Below are 16,821 nucleotides of genomic sequence, written 5' to 3'. Positions count from 1 at the left end.
AAACCGCTCATCCACAGGTCTTGACAATATCTCGTTGTTGCGCAATTACTCGTTGTCGTTCAAACGCGCCTTGCAGATCCAGTTGCACTACACGACCACCGATCCGCTCACCGGAGTCCTCAACCGACGGGGGTTCACCGCGGCGATGCGTGGCGTTGCCGCCCGGCCCGGCTGCCCGTTCGCCGTCGCGATGATCGACATCGATCACTACAAGACGATCAACGACAAATACGGACACGCGGTCGGCGACGCCGTCCTCATCCGGCTGGCCCAACGTATCCGATCGACCGCCGGACTCGATGCCGTTGTCGGACGCCTCGGCGGCGACGAGTTCGTCATCGCCGCCCAACTGCGTCACGATGCGTTGATACGCATGGCCGATGAGCTCAGCGTCCCCTGGGCGGGCCTCGTGAGCGGGCACATCGTCACGATGAGCGTCGGTGCCGTCTGCGTCGATCCCCTCCCACCGATTCCGCGCGGTCAGGCGGGATCAATCCTCGCGGAGTACCTCAATCAGGCCGACACCGCACTGCTCTCGGCGAAACACGCCGGCCGCAACACGTATGTGGTCGTCGCGGCCGACACCGAGCAGGCACCGGACCCCCGGTGACGGCAGCCGTACTCGTACTGCGCGGGATGAGCGAGGCGATCACCAACGCCGCCAACGACACTCCCGCTCCGATCAACAGGCTGACGCGGAACCCAGCCTCCGACGCCATCTCGAAACCGCCGATGGTGATGGTCATCTGGGCCAGGACGACACCGATCACTGCGGCACCGATCGACGTGCCGAGAGAACGCATCACGGTGTTGAAACCATTGGCCGCCGCGGTCTCCGCCTGCGGGGCCGAGCCCATGATCGGCGGATCACCTCGTGGAAGTGAACGTCAATGGACAGACCCAGGTACGCAGGAAGTCCCGCAGTTCGTCGTCGGTGCGCGCCGGGTGCGTCGGGTATTGCAGAAAGCTGAGCCAGATCCGCATCACCAACTCGGCGAGGCCGGCCATCGCCGCCTCGTCGTATCCCGCGCCCTCCCAGTCGACCGATAACCGGCGCAACATCGACGCACCCAGCGCGATGGCGTTGGCCGTCGTGGCCTCCCGGGTGAAGAACTCCGTCTCGCCCGCCCGGACGAGCAGGCCGATCGCGGGTTCGTCGGGCAGCACCCGCAGGCAGTACATAATGGTCTCGGTGATCGCGTCCTGCGGGGTGGTGACGTGGCCGAGGTTGGTGGCCATGCGGTCGAGGAAGTCCTCTGCGCCGGCCGCCGCGACCGCGGCAAGAACGTCATTGACGGTGGGGAAGTACCGATAGACGGTCTGGCGGGTGACCCCGAGCTCACCCGCCACGTCGGCCAGTGTGGTCTTCTGGGCGCCGTACCTGTTCACACATCGGATGGCCGCATCAAGGATTCGTGACCTGGCCTCGTCGGAGTTCTGGGGTAGATCTCCCTGCCATCCTCGTGTCCTCACCCGGTCCATGGTGTCACGTGCTGCCGCCCGATGGTGATGCCGCAACGTCCTCACGGGGTGACTCGGCAGGTGCGCGTCCGCGCAGGAGAGCGGCAGTCAGCGATGCGACAGCAACGACAAAGCAGCAGACGACGTAGAAGAGATTGCCGGTCGGGGTGCCATCCGCGGTGATGCCACCGCGGGCGCCGAAATAGTCGGGTAGTGCGGCAATCCACAGGACTGCCAGGACCCCGAGATAGAGGATAGGAAACCCCCGCAGGAACCGATGTGCCGTCCGTGCCGGGAGCGTCGATCCGGCGTGGTCGGCGCGGTGGCGCCACCAGTGCGTCACCAGGATGTAGCCGCCGATCACCCAGAGTCCTGCGATCTCGATGCCGAGAACGATCGTCTGGCCGGTGAGGTTGGCATGCTCACGCCCGAACACCGCGGTGGGAATGCTGAACAGAGGCATGCAGACCACGGCGAGGGCACCGGCCACGACGGTCCGCCAGGTCAGCGACCATCCGCGTGGAGGCATCCCCGCACGGGTGGGATCGGCGACCAACTTCGCGCAGAAATAGGCAAGGACACCGAAGGAGACCGAGGCGAAGAGCCAGACACTGTTCAGCGGTACCGAGTCCATCAGTGGAATCGCTGCCGGATTGCCCAGCGCGGCGGCATCGGGCCCGTAGTACGGCTGGTCCACGTTCCAGGCCCACCACTTCAGTTGCGGACCGAGCTGGTCGAAGATCTCATAGAACGCCTGATAGACAAGGGCGACGCCGACGGCACCACGCAGCGCGGACCCCCTGGTCCCGTCGAAGACTCCCAGCGCCCGGACGATCTCGTAGGCGACCTGACTCAGCGCCGGATAGAAGGCGACGATGTAGAGAGGGAGTCTGTCGTACATGAACTGGACGGTGAAGACGTTGTGGGAGAACATGAATCCCATCGCGTCTTGCATCCCGAACCACTCCGGGAAGTACAGCGGCGGTTCGATGATAAAGAGGTAGACGAGACCACCGAACCACAACGCGAGGTTGGTGGGGTCCCCGTCGTTGCGGAGCCGCCGCACCGCGTGGACGAGCGCCAGGACGGCACCGACGACAATCGTCAATTCCAGGATGGGCAGTGTCCAGTTGTCGAGAGCGAACGGGTTACGCAGTGTGACAACAGGATTGGCATCCTGACAGTCAAATCCGAGATAACGCGTGATGATGTACGCCGGTGTTCCGGTGTCGCACGATGCCGCCATGATCTCAGCTTCTCTCCGTGATGGGGTGGTCAGTGGCGGGGACTATGGGTGTCACCCGGAGACCGCCGAGCCGACACTCGCCCGCGGGAGCACGTGCGCCCGACCGCCCGGATGCGGTCGGCCGTCGCGGTAGATCGTCGACGGCGGGTTTTCCTGCGCGTCGAAACCGATCGGCAACCGGTTGCGCCTCAACGCACGTTTGATCGCAAACCTGGCGATCCCGAACAGGACTCGAGGATTGGTCACCATCTCAGTGACGGGTTTTTCCAGGTTGAACACGGCGGTGAATGCGTTCTCCACGGCCTCGTCCTCCCGACTCGTCGCCGAGATCAGATTGAAGATGGGCCAGCCGGCGCGGGCTGCGATCCGCCTGCGCCACCGCGGTGCGATCTCCGTGCCCGCGGCGTTCTCATATCCCTGATCCCGTGCAAGGGCGAGCACCCAGATGTCATCCAGCAGGCCCCGTTGCGCGTCGAAATACCGTCTCGGGAAAGTGGCTTCCAGCGTCGCCTTCCCAGCGTCAGCCTCGGTGCGCAACATGTCCGCCAAGAGCACCGCACTCTTCGCCGCGGAAGTCATCCCCTGCGCATAGAAGGGATTGAAACCGCAGATCGCGTCGCCCAGCACAAGCAGGTTTGCCGGCGGATTGGCCAACTCGTCAAAGCGCCGTCGCTTGTTTCCGGTCGACTTGGTGACGAAGACCTTTGACAAGGGCTCACACAATTCCATGATCTGAGCGAACACCGGAGTCCGCAGACGTGTGGCGGTCTCGCGGAATTCGTCGTCCTTACGCGGCATCGGATGCCCCCACGAGCCCATGGTGACGAGTACTCGATCGCCTTCGATCGGGAAGATCTGGCACAGGAAGTCGTGTTCGGGTGGGTGCGAACCAGTGTCACTGGTGGGCATCACCGAAAGCTGATGCCACCACCACGACTCGGGAAGGTCGACCGGCTTGGCAAACCATTGGGTGGTGTAGGTGACCCCAGCGTCGAGGGACTGCACGCGGACCTCGGGCCAGCCCGCCTTCACCAACCAGTCGGACACCAGTGAACCGCGACCGAGAGTGTCGATGACGAGGTCACCTTCGATCAGTGCGCGCTGCGGCCCGTCGTCACCTCCGGTCACCCACGCCCCGGTGACCCGGCCTGTCGATGCGCCTGTGTGGACGACCTCGATGCCCTCGATGTTGACACCCTCGATGACGCGCACGTTGGCGATCTCACTGAGTTTGCCCCGCAGGGTGCGCTCGATCAGCAACCGGGACGCGTACACCATCGTCATGGTGCTTTCCTGACGCGGAATCCACCCTGCAGCTTCGCAGTGGGCCGCGGCCATGGATGGCATCAGATGCATTCCACCGGCATCGATCAGCGCATCTTCATAGCCCGGGAACAGAGTGTCCATCGCCCGGCGACCGGCGTTGAGCAGGAAATGCGGGTGCTTGCTCTGGGGAACCCCGCGGCGATGCTCCGCATCGTCGGGGATGAGGTCGCGTTCGAGCACGACGACCTCGTCGAAATACGGTGCGACCGCGCCGGCCGCGCACATCCCCGCAACACTGCCACCCAGTACCACCGCACGCTCACCTAGCAGACCCATTCCGCGCCTTCCATTGACGTCATACATTAGTTGGATGGTGTATGACCGTAGGCGCCCCACGCCTCGCCGTCAACGGTCATCGAATTCCATGAACGGCTGCCGACACCGACGACAAGGACAGCAGCAAATATTCACCAACTGATGACATTTATCCGCAGAGAGTTTTACCCTCAAGACATGCGAGCAATGATCATCAAGGAGTTCCGCGAACTCCGCCGCGATCCGCGCACCCTCGCGATGCTGGTAGCGCTCCCTTTGCTGCTGCTGATCATCTTCGGTTATGCCGCAAACTTTTTCGTCTCATCCACGCACACAGCAGTCGTCGGCCCGCAGGCACAGCAGGCGGCCGCGGCGTTGCCGTCCTACTTCGACGTCACCGTCATCGAGCCGCAGGACACGCAGCACGATGCCGTGAACCTGTTGAAGGAGAACAAGGTTGACGTTGCCATCGTCACCGGTCAATCCCCCGTCCTCGCGCTGGTCGACGGATCCAATCTGTTCGGAGCCCAATCCACCGTGGCCGTTCTCAACAAGGCCGGCGCCACGGTGACGACCGATGTCCTGTTCAATCCGGACTTGAAGACGTCATGGGTGATGGTGCCCGCACTGATCGGACTGATCCTCACCTTCATCGGCACCATCATCACCAGCATCGGCCTGGTCCGCGAACGTGAGGCAGGAACGCTGGAACAGCTGGCCGTCATGCCGATCAAACCCAGTCAAGTGATCCTCGGCAAGATCGCCCCGTACTTCCTGCTCGCCGCGATCGACATGATCATCGTGACGTTGCTGGGTATGTGGCTGTTCGGAGTTCCGTTCAACGGCAACGTATTCGCCTTCATCCTCGGCGGCGGCATCTTCCTGTTCGTCGTCCTCGGACTAGGCGTGTTCATATCGACGGTGTCACAGACCACCGGGCAGGCCATTCAAACCGCGTTTCTCTTCATGATGCCGCAGATCTTGTTGTCGGGCATGATATTTCCGCTTGATGCCATGGCCGCCGGGGTGCGCTGGATCGGCTACATCCTGCCGTTGACCTACTTCAACATGATTGCGCAGGGCATCATGCTGCGCGGCGCACCGATCACGTCACTCTGGCTACCGTTCGTGGTGCTGACGGCAATGGCAGTCATCGTCTTCACCGGAGCAACCCTGCGATTCCGGCGCGACCTCGCGCCGAACGCACCGCAGGCACCCGCTCGTCCAGCAACAAAGGATGCATCGTGATCGCCTCGGCCACTTCACTTTCTGTGCGCTTCGGCGGCACCACTGCGCTCCATGACGTCACCGTCGGACTGGCAGCCGGAACCGTGGTCTCGGTGGTCGGCGGCGACGGCGCCGGAAAGACCACACTGCTGCGTACCTTCGCCCGGGAGGTCATTCCCGAATCCGGACAGGTGAACTCCCCGGACAAGTCCGCGATGGGATTTCTCCCAGCAGGGCCGGGTAGTTGGGGCGCACTGACGGTTCGCCAGAACCTCGATTTCGTCGGCGGTATCTACGGATTCACCGGCTCCGCGTTGACCGAGCGACGCGAGGAAATGATTCACCGCGCCGGACTCGGCATCGCCGCGGACCGACAGGCCTCGGCCCTGTCCGGCGGGATGCGCCGCAAACTGGCTGCGTCAATGGCGATGATCCACCGCCCGAAGCTGATCATCCTCGACGAACCGAGTACCGGCGTCGACCCGGTGAGCCGCATCGACCTGTGGCGGATGATCTCCGAATGCGCCGCCGATGGCGCCGCGGTGATCATGTCGACCACCTATCTCGACGAGGCCGAACGAGCGGGTGAACTCCTCGTCCTCGATGGCGGACGCGTCCTCGCGCAGGGTTCGTATGACGACGTCCGTGCCGGTTTCACGGGCACCATAACTACCGCTACACAGCCGGTTCGACGCGAGTGGTCGTGGCGCCGAGGCCACGAACGACACGAATACTGGCCCACCGGAACGACTCCCACAGACCACCGACGCAGCACCGTCACACCAGACCTCGAGGACATCGTCATCTCCCTGTCGCTTCAGCAGCAGCTACGTTCGGGAACGACCGCATGAACGAGCGCCCCGTCCTCAGTGCCACAGCGGTGACCAAGAGGTTCGGCGACTTCACCGCCATCGACGATGTCAGCATGGATGTCCGGCCCGGCGAGGTCGTCGGACTGCTCGGCGCCAACGGAGCGGGCAAGACCACCCTGATCCGCATCCTCCTCGGGCTGCTCCGACCGACCGAAGGTACGACATCACTGTTCGACGGTCCGCCAGACAGACGGCGCCGCGCCCAGTTGGGTTATGTCCCACAGAATCTCGGATTGTATCGCGACCTCACCGTGGCGGAGAATCTCGACTTCTCCACCGGGTCCTACGGTGTCGCGACACCACCTATGCCCGACGACCTCCGAGCCCATTCCGGTACTCTCGTCGGCGACCTGCCGTTGGGTGCGCAGCGGCGTATCGCGTTCATCGTCGCACTCGCCCACTCCCCCGCCGCACTGGTTCTCGACGAACCGACGTCAGGCGTCGACGCGCTCTCCCGCGCCCGGCTGTGGGACACCATCCGCGGCGAATCCGATCGCGGCACCGGTATTCTGGTGACCACTCACTATATGGAGGAGGCGCAGGAATGCGACCGATTGCTGCTGATGTCGGCGGGCAGGCTCGTCGCCCACGGAAGCGAGTCCGACATCATCGGTGACACCCGCGCGGTGTCGGTGACCACCGACGACTGGCAGCACGCCTTCGCCGCGCTGAACTCCGCACATGTTCCGGTCATCCTGTCCGGCCGCGCGATTCGCGTTGCCGACACCGATCCGGACGATCTCACCCAGATTCTGCAACGGGCGGGAATCCCGGCCACCATCACCCCGGTGCCGGCGACCATCGAGGAGAAGATGCTGGTCCTCGCACGAAGCCAATGATGGCGGCGAGTTCACGCACACGTGGCCGCCCGCGTCTCGACGACGGGCGTCCCGAGACGCGGGCGGCAATCCTGACGGCCGCGCGGGAACTGTTCGCCGACCGCGGATTCGAGCGGACCACCATGCGGGCCATCGCCTCTCGGGCCGGGGTCGATGCCGCACTGATCCACCACTACTTCGGCAACAAGAACGCATTGACCGTCGAGGCGCTGCGCCCCGCCATCGATCCATCCACTGTCTTCGGCGGGCTCACCGTCGACATGCCCGGTCTCGGCACCGAATTCATCACCCGGATACTGAGCGTTTGGGAAAACGATGTCCCACAGCGGGAGCGCGGGATCGCTCTGCTGCGCGTCGCCGTCACCCACGACGGGGTGGCCGAACGTATGCGGGACTTCTTCGTCGGGCTGGCGACACAGGTACTCGGCGACATGGCTGCCGAAGAAGGTCGCCAGTTGCGAATCGCGTTGATTGCCAGTCATATTCTCGGCATCCTGATGATGCGATTCGTGCTCCGCCTACCGGAGATCGCCGATGCCGACATCGACACCGTGGCCGGCCGGGTGGGTCCGGTGATCGAGCAGTACCTGACCGGATGACGCGTATGACGGCCGGAGCTCGCCGCCCGAACGTCATACCGATGCTGTCCCGGAGGCGAGCTCGGCTCGCCGTAGAGCGACGTCAGTCGTTCACCAATTACTTTGTGGCGAAATCAGTTGCGATGCTCGCGTCGTCGCCGCCCGGCTTCCAGCAACGCATATGCAGACATGGTTCGACGTCGGCGTATCCACCTCTCAGGCCGCCAAAGCCCTTTACTGCCACAACAACACCGTGCTCAACCGTTTGAGACGGTTTGAGCGCCGGACCGGAGGTCACCTCGAATTTCCCGCCGATCTCCTCGACGTGGCACTGGCGATGCGTACATGCCGGGTCGCGGGTGGCGGGTGAGACCCGCTACCCACCCCGTCGGAGCGGTGACCGCCGGCGATACCGAAACGCGTGCAGTGCTGCGGCCGGCACGATGTCCGGTTCCATCGGACCGGCAAGAACGGACTCGGGGTTCACCCCGGTTACCCGACATCGGTCAAGCGGCTTTTCCGGCCGCAGCGCGGTGCGGGCAGCAGATTCTGGGCGCGCGATGCCACGACCGTTGCTTCCCCTCTCGAGAATCTATAGGCTGACACTGACGTCAGCGTCAGCATGGAAGGCATCAACGTGACAAGAATCCTGGTGAGCAATCGCGGCGAGATCGCCGTGCGGATCGTTCGCGCGATCAGTGAACTCGGCGAGACTCCGATCGCGGTGTACGCCGCCGACGATCGCGGGGCCACGCACGCCCGGATGGCAGACGAGGCAATCGAGTTGCCGGGAACCGGGCCGGCCGCCTATCTCGACGTCGACTCGCTGACCGCAATCGCCGCCGACTGTGGTGCTCAGATGCTGCACCCCGGCTACGGATTCCTCAGCGAGAGCAGCGATTTCGCTCGTTCCCTGCGCGCGAGAGGAATCGACTTCATTGGTCCATCGACCGGTGTGCTGGAGACGTTCGGAAATAAGACAGCAGCGCGCCTGCTTGCCGAGCAGGCCGGAATCCCCGTCCCCGCCGGCAGCGCAGGAGCGGTCACCCTCGCCGAAGCCGAAGAGTTCTTCGCCGCGCATGGTCCGGTGATGGTCAAGGCTGTGGCAGGCGGAGGGGGCCGGGGAATGCGAGAGGTTCGGCACTCTGCCGAACTTCGCGACGCCTACGAGCGCTGCACATCAGAAGCCGCCGCAGCCTTCGGGGACGGTTCGGTCTTCGTCGAACAGTTAATCGACACGCCACGACACATCGAGGTCCAGATCGTCGCTGACCGGCACGGCGGGATCACCCACCTGTGGGAGCGCGACTGCAGCATGCAGCGGCGGCACCAGAAGATCGTCGAGGTCGCTCCAAGTCCCGATCTGGCCGATTCGATCCGGTCGAAGATCGTGGGTGCGGCCATCGAGTTGGCGCGAATCGCCGGCTACGAGAATGTTGGCACCGTCGAGTTCCTGGTCTCGGGCGATGACTTCTATTTCATGGAGGCAAATCCACGGCTTCAGGTCGAGCACACCGTGACCGAGGAGATCACCGGTGTGGACCTGGTCGCCACCCAGCTCCGGATAGCACGCGGCGAGCGCCTTGCCGACTTCGGACTGAGAAGCGTCCCGCCGCGCCGGGGATTCGCGGTCCAGGCTCGGATCAACGCGGAAACCCTCGATGCGACGGGAGAGCCGCACCCGGGAATCGGGACCCTCAAGAAATTCGAACTGCCTTCGGGCCCGGGAATCCGGGTGGACACTGCCGGCTGTCCGGGATGGACGGTCAGCCCTCGGTACGATCCGTTGCTGGCGAAGGTCGTTGCCCGCGGCGAGTCATTCACCGCTGCATGTACTCGCGCCGCGACCGCAGTCGCCGAATTCATCATCGATCCTGTACCGACCAATCGGCCACTGCTGCAAGCGATCCTGACCCACCCTGGCTTTGTGGGCGGAAGCTGGGACACGACGTTCGTCAGAGAACACCTTCCCGAACTGTCTGCTCACCGCCTTGGCTCGGCCGGTGGTGGCCACGATCCCAAGGAGACGGGTCAGGCCGTGATCGTTGGGGAATCCGCTGTCGCGGGGAGGCTTTCCGACGTGTTGACGGAGGGGACGGCGGCTATCCTTGCGCCGATGTCGGGGGTCGTGGCGACGATCACGGTCGGCACCGGTGACCTGCTGGCTGCCGGCGACGTCGTCGCGGTGCTCGAGGCGATGAAGATGGAGCATGCAATCCGCGCGGACTCCGACGTCCGAGTCGCGACTCTGCTGGTCTCCCCAGGGGATCTGGTGACCGCGGGAGACCCGGTCGCCGTCGTCGAGCCCGCCACACCCGGAGAACGGATCGTGACCGCCGACTCGCGCGACCAGGCGCCGCAGGGCCCCGGCTGGTCCGACGAGGTCGCCGAGATCGAACGCCGGCTGGGATTCGCCGCGGCAATGGGTGGCCCGGACAAGGTCGAGAGGCATCGCCGGTCGGGCAGACTCACCGCCCGTGAACGCATCGACCGGATCGCCGACGCCGGCACCTTCGGCGAAATCGGCGCATTGGCCGGATTCGCCCATGTCGACGACGCAGGCCAGACCCGCTCGGTGACGCCGACCAACTTTCTGGCCGGCACTGCGCGGATCGACGGTCGCAAGGTGGTGTTGGGTGTGGACGACTTCACGCTGCGCGCCGGCGCCGGGGACGCCGCGATCCACGAGAAGCAGATCTTCCTCGAGTGTTATGCCCGCGAGATGCGGTTGCCGATGGTTCGGCTCCTCGACGGTCAAAGTGGTGGTGGCAGCGTGACCATGGCGCTGAACGCCGGATACACCTATGTGCCGATCAATCCCGGCTGGGACGCGGTGGTTGAGTGCCTCTCGACCGCTCCGGTGGCGGCGGCCTGTCTCGGTCCGACTGTGGGGCTGGGAGCGGCTCGACTGGTGATGTCGCATCTATCGGTGATGGTCGAGGGAATTGCTCAGTTGTTCACCGCAGGACCGCCTGTCGTTCGTGGTGCGACGGGGGAGGACCTCACCAAGGAGCAACTCGGCGGTGTCCAGGTGCATCGGCGTAACGGGTCGGTCGAGCGTATCGTCGCCACCGAGGCCGAAGCCTTCGACGTCATCCGGCGTTTCCTGTCGTATCTGCCGACCAGCGTGTTCGAGGCGCCGCCGGTGCTGGCCAGCACCGACTCGGTCACCCGGCGCGAAGAGCAACTGCTGCATGCCATACCCCGAAATCCACGCCACCCCTACGACATCGACCCGATTCTCTCGGCGGTGTTCGACGCTGGATCAGTGTTTCGCTATGCCGAGTACGGCGGCGGAACCCTCACCGCCCTTGCTCGCCTCGATGGGCACCCGGTGGGCGTGATCGCGGCGGATCCGTTTCAGGGAGCGACGATGTCGGCCGAGGGCGCTTTTGCCATCACCCGTCTCGTGGACCTCTGTGAGACCTTCCATCTGCCGCTGGTGAGCCTGACCGATCAGGCGGGCATGACGATCGGACTTGAGGCGGAACAACGTGCGACCATCCGGCACGGCGCGCGCGCCATCGCCGCGGTGTATCAGGCTCGGGTCCCACAGGCCGAAGTCATTGTCCGCCGGGTCTACGGAGTAGGTGGCGCGGGCATCGTCAATCGCCATCGCGCACAACGTAGTTGGGCGTGGCCGTCGGGCGACTGGGGATCGCTACCGATGCGGGGCGGGGTGGAGGCAGCCTTCCAGGCGCAGCTCGGCGCCGCCGATGATCCGGCGGCCGAAATCTCGCGGCTTCGCGGCGAGCTCGCGATGCTCTCCTCGCCGTTCCGGACTGCCGAGAAGTTCGGTGTCGTCGATCTCATCGATCCTCGCGACACGCGCGCGCGGCTGTGCGACTGGGTCCACGACGCCTATCGGATCGTGCCCACTCTGCTTGGCCGACCGTCTTTCGGCACTCGCCCTTGATCACCTATCCGCCCCTCATTCACGAGGTGGCACATTCACCTGAGGAGTACCAGCCATGACCGTCGGAATCACCAGTATCGACATCGCACCGTCCGTCGATGAGGATCGTCTGCTCAAGCTCCTCGTCGAGGACGGCGAGATCGTCACAGAGCGCCTCGACCACTGGGTGCGCGAGCGCCCGGACGCGCGCTACCTGTACTACGGCGAGGATGCGACCAGCCTGACCTACGCCGAGTTCGGCACGCTCACCGATACGATCGCAGGCAATCTCGCCGCCCACGGAGCGGTAAAGGGCGAGCGCGTGAGTGTGCTCACGACGAACTCATACCTGGCGGCAGTCATGATGTTCGCGATCTGGAAGTGCGGAGCGATCTACTGCCCGGTCAACTTCGCCTACACCGGGAGACTGTTGGCGTATCAGCTCGACGACACCGCACCGCGACTGCTGATCACTGACACCGCGCACCTGTCGGCGATCAACGACGTGGCAGCCGACCTTGCTCATCGTCCGACGCTTGTCGTGCACAGCCGGTCCGCCGGAGAGCACGGCGAAGTCCCCGACGCGGACCCGAGGTTCACGACGATTCCGTGGGCGAGCCTTGTGGCGCAGGGCGCGGCGCGCCCCGATGTCGAGATCTTGTTCGACGACCCGGCCAACATCGTCTATACGTCCGGAACCACCGGACCGGCGAAAGGCGTGGTGCAGCCGTATCGCTGGATGGCGCAGTACACGTTCGGCTTGCGTAGCCTGCTCACCCGCGACGACGTCATATACAGTGATCTGCCGATGTATCACGTGGGAGGTGCCATCGCGAACGTCGCGCGGGCGGCGTGGGTTGGATGCGCTGTCGCCATCTGGGATCGGTTCAGTCCCAACGACTTCTGGGACCGGATCGCGATATCGGGATCAACGAGTGCGATCCTGCTCGATGTGATGATTCCGTGGCTGATGAATGCCGATCCTCGAGCCGACGACCGCGTCAACACCCTCAACAAGGTCTACATGCAACCACTGCCGCAGCATCACGCGGAGGTCGCATCACGCTTCGGGTTCGATCTGGTGATGGCCGGCTTCGGACAGACCGAGTCCGGAGCGACCGTCAACGCCTTCATCGTCGAGACCGCCCCCGGCGAGGGGACTCCTGCAACGCACTATCGCGGTCTGAGTCACGCCGAGATCACCGAGCGTGCTGACCAGCGGGGGATTCGGGTGCTGTCGGGGGCCGAGGTCACCGAGAAGGGCTTCATGGGCAGCCCCGGGCCGTTCTGCGAAGTCTCCATTCGTGGCGAGCATGATCGTGAATGCGCGGTCGGCGAGCCCGGCCAACTGGTGCTGCGGCCGCGGTTGCCGGGACTGACGATGCTCGGCTACCACGGCAAGCCCGAGGCGACGGTGGCGGCGTGGCGCAACCTGTGGCTGCACACCGGTGATGCCGCGGTCTGCGACGCCGACGGCACCTTCGTCTTTGTCGACTGGCTCGGTGATCGGATCCGGGTGCGCGGCGAGAACCTGTCCTCCTATCAGGTTGAAGACCTGGTGAACCAGCATCCTGCGGTGCAATTCTGTGCGGCGTTCGCCATTCCGTCCGACAGCGGCACCGAGGACGACGTGGTGGTGTACGTCGTTCCCGCCGATGGAGTCGCGCTGACCGCCGAAATCATTCACCAGCACGCCGAGTCGGTCATGCCGAAGTACATGCGGCCACGTATCGTACGAGTGGTGAGCGACCTGCCCCGGACCGCAACGAACAAGATCGAGAAGTACCGGCTGCGGCGTCGCATTCTCGATGAGCTGGCCGGCCCGGCCGGATCGGCCACCGCGCCGTCATGACCCAACCGGCAGCGTGGGCGCGGGCCCGCAGTATCCGAATGGGCAAGGAACACGTCACCAAGACCGACCTGCTCACCCACGCCGCCGAGGTCTTCGCTGCCCGTGGTTACGCGCGCACCACCATCGCCGACATCACCGAGGCAGCCGGGGTGTCGCGGCCGTCCTTCTACCTGTACTTCACCTCAAAGGCCGACATCTTCGAGTCTGTCGCGGCTGCGGTCCGCGACGATTTTCTGGCCGCGCACGAAACGACCGATGCAGACGAGGACGATCCGGTGGCGCTGGGTCGGGCGTCGACAGCGGCCTTTCTGCGCGCGTACACGGCGCATCTCGACCTCATGACGGTGATCGAGCACCAGTCGTTGTCCGACCCCGGCATCGCGGGGATCTGGCAGGAGATCCAGGGGCGTCCGCGTTCGCGGATGGTCCGGTATCTGCGGCAGCTGACCGCCGACGGTATCGCGCATCCGGCTGCGGATCCGGAGTCGATCGCCGAGGCCGTTCTGGGGATGTTCGAGCGGTTCGCACGGCGGCGGATCTCTGACACCGCAGAGTTCGATCACGCCGTCGACGTGATGACGTCGATGTATCTGCGTCTGCTCGGGATCGACCCGGAGCGCTGAGCCCGGGCGACGTGCCTCTCGGGTCGGTCCATCCGGGGAATGGTCACGGTGCGTGCCGATGACTGCGCGTCGCCGCGGCGAATTCCTACCGCCGGTTCGCTTGCGCCATCACGTGCTATCTGCGCAAGGACTTACCCGTCTCCTCAACGCCCCCTTTCCCCGCAGCGCGGAGGAGGAGGGGTGGTGTGTCGTCGTCCCGCGGCAACACTTACTACTTGACCACACCCACACCACCCTTTATTGTCTTCCATACAAACTTTGTATGACAGACAAATTCGGAGCGCCCATGCCACCCGAGCCGACGACACCCAACCGCGCCAGCCGCACCAGCGGCAAGGCGACGCGATCAGCGTTGCTGCATGCCGCCGACGCGGCGTTCCGTGAACTCGGCGAGACCGCGTCGGTCGCCCTCATTTCCGAACGCGCGCACACCTTTCCGAATCAAGTGACGTACTACTTCGGTTCCAAGGAACAGCTCTTCGTCGAGGTCGCATGTGCCGCGGTGCTGCGCGCCGGGCGTCACGCCGAGGAGTCGGCGTCGGCCGCTGCGACCGTACGCGAGTATGCCGCAACCCTGGTGACGACCCTGCTGGGACCCGAAGCGCGCAGCGTCGAGATGTTCACCACCGCCATGCTGCTGGTGTCCCGCCGCACCGACCTGCGCGACCACATCACGGGCACCCTGCGCACACTGCATGAACGTGGCGCCGAGGCACTGATGCAGACGCTGGTCCGCACGGGCTGGCAGCTGCGCACTTCCATCGAGGTGGAGGCCCAGGCGTTCTGGTCGGCGATTTTCGGTCTGGCCGTGCAGAAGTCGGCCACCGGCGACGCCTTCGGCCCCACCCTCACCGACGCGGTGACCGTCATCTTCACCAATCTCGGTGTCCCCGAACAGATCCTGGACTCGCCCCTCACCATCGAAAGGCCATCGGCATGACCTCCTCGTCGATCACCCACCCGCAGCCGCATGTCACGCACTCGGTGTTCAATCAGTCCACGCCACGTGTCGACGTCAACGAATACGAGCTCAACACCGTCCTGCAGGAGTCGGTCACGCGCCACGACGCCTCCTGGGCCGCAACTGAACTCGCCGAGGTCGGCGCCCTCGTCGGCAGCGCACAGTTCCAGCATGACGCACACCTGGCCAACACCATCACCCCGGAACTGCGCACCTTCGACCGCTGGGGCCACCGGATCGACGAGGTCGAGTACCACCTGTCGTATCACCGCATCATCTCCGCCGCGATGGCCCACGGTGCACACACCCGGTGCTGGGACGACCCGCAACCCGGGTCACATGTCGCCCGGGCCGCGATCTTCATGCTCTTCGGCCAGATCGAACCGGGCCACGCCTGCCCGGTCTCGATGACCCACGCGGTGATCCCGTCGCTGGAACTGCAGCCCGACGTGGCCGCGCAGTGGGTACCGAAGGCGCTGTCGCGCAGCTACTCTCCGGATCTGTCAGCAGACAAGACCTCGGCGATCTTCGGCATGTCGATGACCGAGAAGCAGGGCGGTTCCGATGTTCGGGCCAACACCACCGTCGCCCGACCGGTCGGTGCCGGCGGACCGGGCGCCGAATACCTGTTGACCGGGCACAAGTGGTTCTGCTCGGCGCCGATGTCGGATGCCTTCCTCGTGCTCGCGCAAGCCGAAGGCCCAGGCGGAGAAGGACTCTCCTGCTTCCTGCTGCCACGCGTGCTGCCCGACGGTACCCGCAACGTCTTCCGCATCCAACGCCTGAAGAACAAGCTGGGCAACAAGTCCAATGCATCGAGTGAGATCGAACTCGACGGCACCGTGGCACTGATGGTCGGCGAACCCGGCCGGGGCGTGCGCACCATCATCGAGATGGTCGCCCAGACCCGACTCGACTGCCTCCTGGGCAGCGCGGCAGGTATGCGGCAATCCGTCGCCGAGGCCCTCTGGCATGCCCGCCACCGCGCCGCGTTCGGCGCCACCCTCGCCGACCAGCCGGCGATGACCGCCGTCCTCGCCGATCTGGCCCTGGAATCCGAGGCCGCCACTGTCACCGCGATGCGGCTGGCCCGGGCCCACGACGAGGACGCCGACGACGCCGAACGCGCCTTCCGCCGCCTGGCCACCGCCGTCGCCAAGTACTGGATCTGCAAACGTGGACCGCACCACGCCTACGAATCGCTCGAATGCCTCGGCGGCAACGGCTACACCGAGGACTTCCCCCTCGCCATGCGCTACCGCGAACAGCCGGTGATGGCCGTGTGGGAGGGCTCAGGAAACGTCATCGCCCTCGACGTCCTGCGAGCGATGACCCGCGAGCCCGAATCGGTCGGCGCCTTCGACGCCGAGGTCAACCTGGCCCGCGGCGAGAACCCGGTACTCGACGCACACCTCGACGCCCTCCGCACCCAACTCGGCGAACTTGCCGCCCTCGATGCCGCCGGCGCCCAACGCCGCGCTCGACGGGTCGTCGAATCGATGGCCCTGGCGTTGGAGGCGTCACTACTGGTGCGGTTCTCCCCGGCACCCGTCGCCGACGCCTTCATCGGCGCACGACTCGGCGACGACCGTGCCTTCGAGTACGGCGCGCTGCCGACCGGGGCGGACCTCACCGCGATCCTGTCGCGGCACTGATCGTCGCAGAGGATCGCCACATGAGCGTGGA

The 16,821-nt window shown here is 65.1% G+C and carries 14 protein-coding genes; 11 read left to right on the top strand and 3 right to left on the bottom strand.

From position 1 onward, the window contains the following. Positions 1-34 precede the first annotated feature (34 nt). A complete protein-coding gene (locus ABLE94_RS22265; protein WP_348809904.1) occupies positions 35-610 on the top strand; it encodes a GGDEF domain-containing protein in 576 nt (191 codons plus the stop codon). 257 nt (positions 611-867) lie between these two features. Here ABLE94_RS22265 and ABLE94_RS22260 read toward each other — a convergent pair whose 3' ends face one another. Genes ABLE94_RS22260 through ABLE94_RS22250 form a run of 3 tightly spaced genes read right to left on the bottom strand, consistent with a single transcriptional unit; the run spans position 868 to position 4,336 of the window. Then, on the bottom strand, positions 868-1,482 hold the full coding sequence (locus ABLE94_RS22260) for a TetR/AcrR family transcriptional regulator (RefSeq protein ID WP_425476260.1): 615 nt from the start codon (positions 1,480-1,482) through the stop codon (positions 868-870). Between the two features lie 4 nt (positions 1,483-1,486). Continuing rightward, positions 1,487-2,707: a hypothetical protein gene (locus ABLE94_RS22255; RefSeq protein ID WP_348809902.1), complete on the bottom strand. Its 1,221-nt coding sequence runs from the start codon at positions 2,705-2,707 to the stop codon at positions 1,487-1,489. Positions 2,708-2,758: 51 nt separating this feature from the next. Beyond that, the gene (locus tag ABLE94_RS22250; RefSeq protein WP_348809900.1) at positions 2,759-4,336 is read right to left on the bottom strand and encodes an FAD-dependent oxidoreductase; all 1,578 of its coding nucleotides are present in this window, start codon (positions 4,334-4,336) and stop codon (positions 2,759-2,761) included. Positions 4,337-4,486: 150 nt separating this feature from the next. Here ABLE94_RS22250 and ABLE94_RS22245 point away from each other — a divergent pair, with 150 nt between their 5' ends. The 10 genes from ABLE94_RS22245 to ABLE94_RS22205 all read left to right on the top strand — a co-directional run bounded on the left by ABLE94_RS22245 (position 4,487) and on the right by ABLE94_RS22205 (position 16,790). Next, a complete protein-coding gene (locus ABLE94_RS22245; RefSeq protein WP_348809948.1) occupies positions 4,487-5,536 on the top strand; it encodes an ABC transporter permease in 1,050 nt (349 codons plus the stop codon). Continuing rightward, positions 5,533-6,366 (top strand): ABC transporter ATP-binding protein, encoded by an 834-nt coding sequence (locus ABLE94_RS22240; RefSeq protein WP_348809899.1) that lies wholly within the window; start codon positions 5,533-5,535, stop codon positions 6,364-6,366. Before ABLE94_RS22245 ends, ABLE94_RS22240 begins: the two co-directional genes overlap by 4 nt. Next, entirely contained in the window at positions 6,363-7,226 is an 864-nt protein-coding gene (locus ABLE94_RS22235) for an ABC transporter ATP-binding protein (RefSeq protein WP_348809898.1), read from the top strand. Before ABLE94_RS22240 ends, ABLE94_RS22235 begins: the two co-directional genes overlap by 4 nt. Beyond that, positions 7,226-7,825 (top strand): TetR/AcrR family transcriptional regulator, encoded by a 600-nt coding sequence (locus ABLE94_RS22230; protein WP_348809897.1) that lies wholly within the window; start codon positions 7,226-7,228, stop codon positions 7,823-7,825. The genes ABLE94_RS22235 and ABLE94_RS22230 overlap by 1 nt, the downstream gene beginning before the upstream one ends. 160 nt (positions 7,826-7,985) lie before the next feature. Further along, entirely contained in the window at positions 7,986-8,174 is a 189-nt protein-coding gene (locus ABLE94_RS26490) for a helix-turn-helix domain-containing protein (RefSeq protein WP_425476259.1), read from the top strand. A 267-nt stretch (positions 8,175-8,441) separates the two neighbouring features. Continuing rightward, on the top strand, positions 8,442-11,720 hold the full coding sequence (locus tag ABLE94_RS22225) for a carboxyl transferase domain-containing protein (RefSeq protein WP_348809896.1): 3,279 nt from the start codon (positions 8,442-8,444) through the stop codon (positions 11,718-11,720). Between the two features lie 55 nt (positions 11,721-11,775). After that, the gene (locus ABLE94_RS22220) at positions 11,776-13,551 is read left to right on the top strand and encodes an AMP-binding protein (RefSeq protein ID WP_348809895.1); all 1,776 of its coding nucleotides are present in this window, start codon (positions 11,776-11,778) and stop codon (positions 13,549-13,551) included. Then, positions 13,548-14,174, top strand: a complete 627-nt coding sequence (locus ABLE94_RS22215; RefSeq protein ID WP_348809893.1) for a TetR/AcrR family transcriptional regulator — start codon at positions 13,548-13,550, stop codon at positions 14,172-14,174. The genes ABLE94_RS22220 and ABLE94_RS22215 overlap by 4 nt, the downstream gene beginning before the upstream one ends. A gap of 262 nt (positions 14,175-14,436) precedes the next feature. Then, the gene (locus ABLE94_RS22210) at positions 14,437-15,114 is read left to right on the top strand and encodes a TetR/AcrR family transcriptional regulator C-terminal domain-containing protein (RefSeq protein ID WP_348809892.1); all 678 of its coding nucleotides are present in this window, start codon (positions 14,437-14,439) and stop codon (positions 15,112-15,114) included. Further along, positions 15,111-16,790, top strand: a complete 1,680-nt coding sequence (locus ABLE94_RS22205) for an acyl-CoA dehydrogenase family protein (RefSeq protein WP_348809890.1) — start codon at positions 15,111-15,113, stop codon at positions 16,788-16,790. Before ABLE94_RS22210 ends, ABLE94_RS22205 begins: the two co-directional genes overlap by 4 nt. The last annotated feature ends 31 nt before the right edge of the window (positions 16,791-16,821 follow it).

The organism is Gordonia sp. VNK1 (assembly GCF_040049135.1).
GTDB lineage: Bacteria > Actinomycetota > Actinomycetes > Mycobacteriales > Mycobacteriaceae > Gordonia > Gordonia oleivorans.
This window is presented reverse-complemented; position numbering and strand designations above follow the sequence as displayed.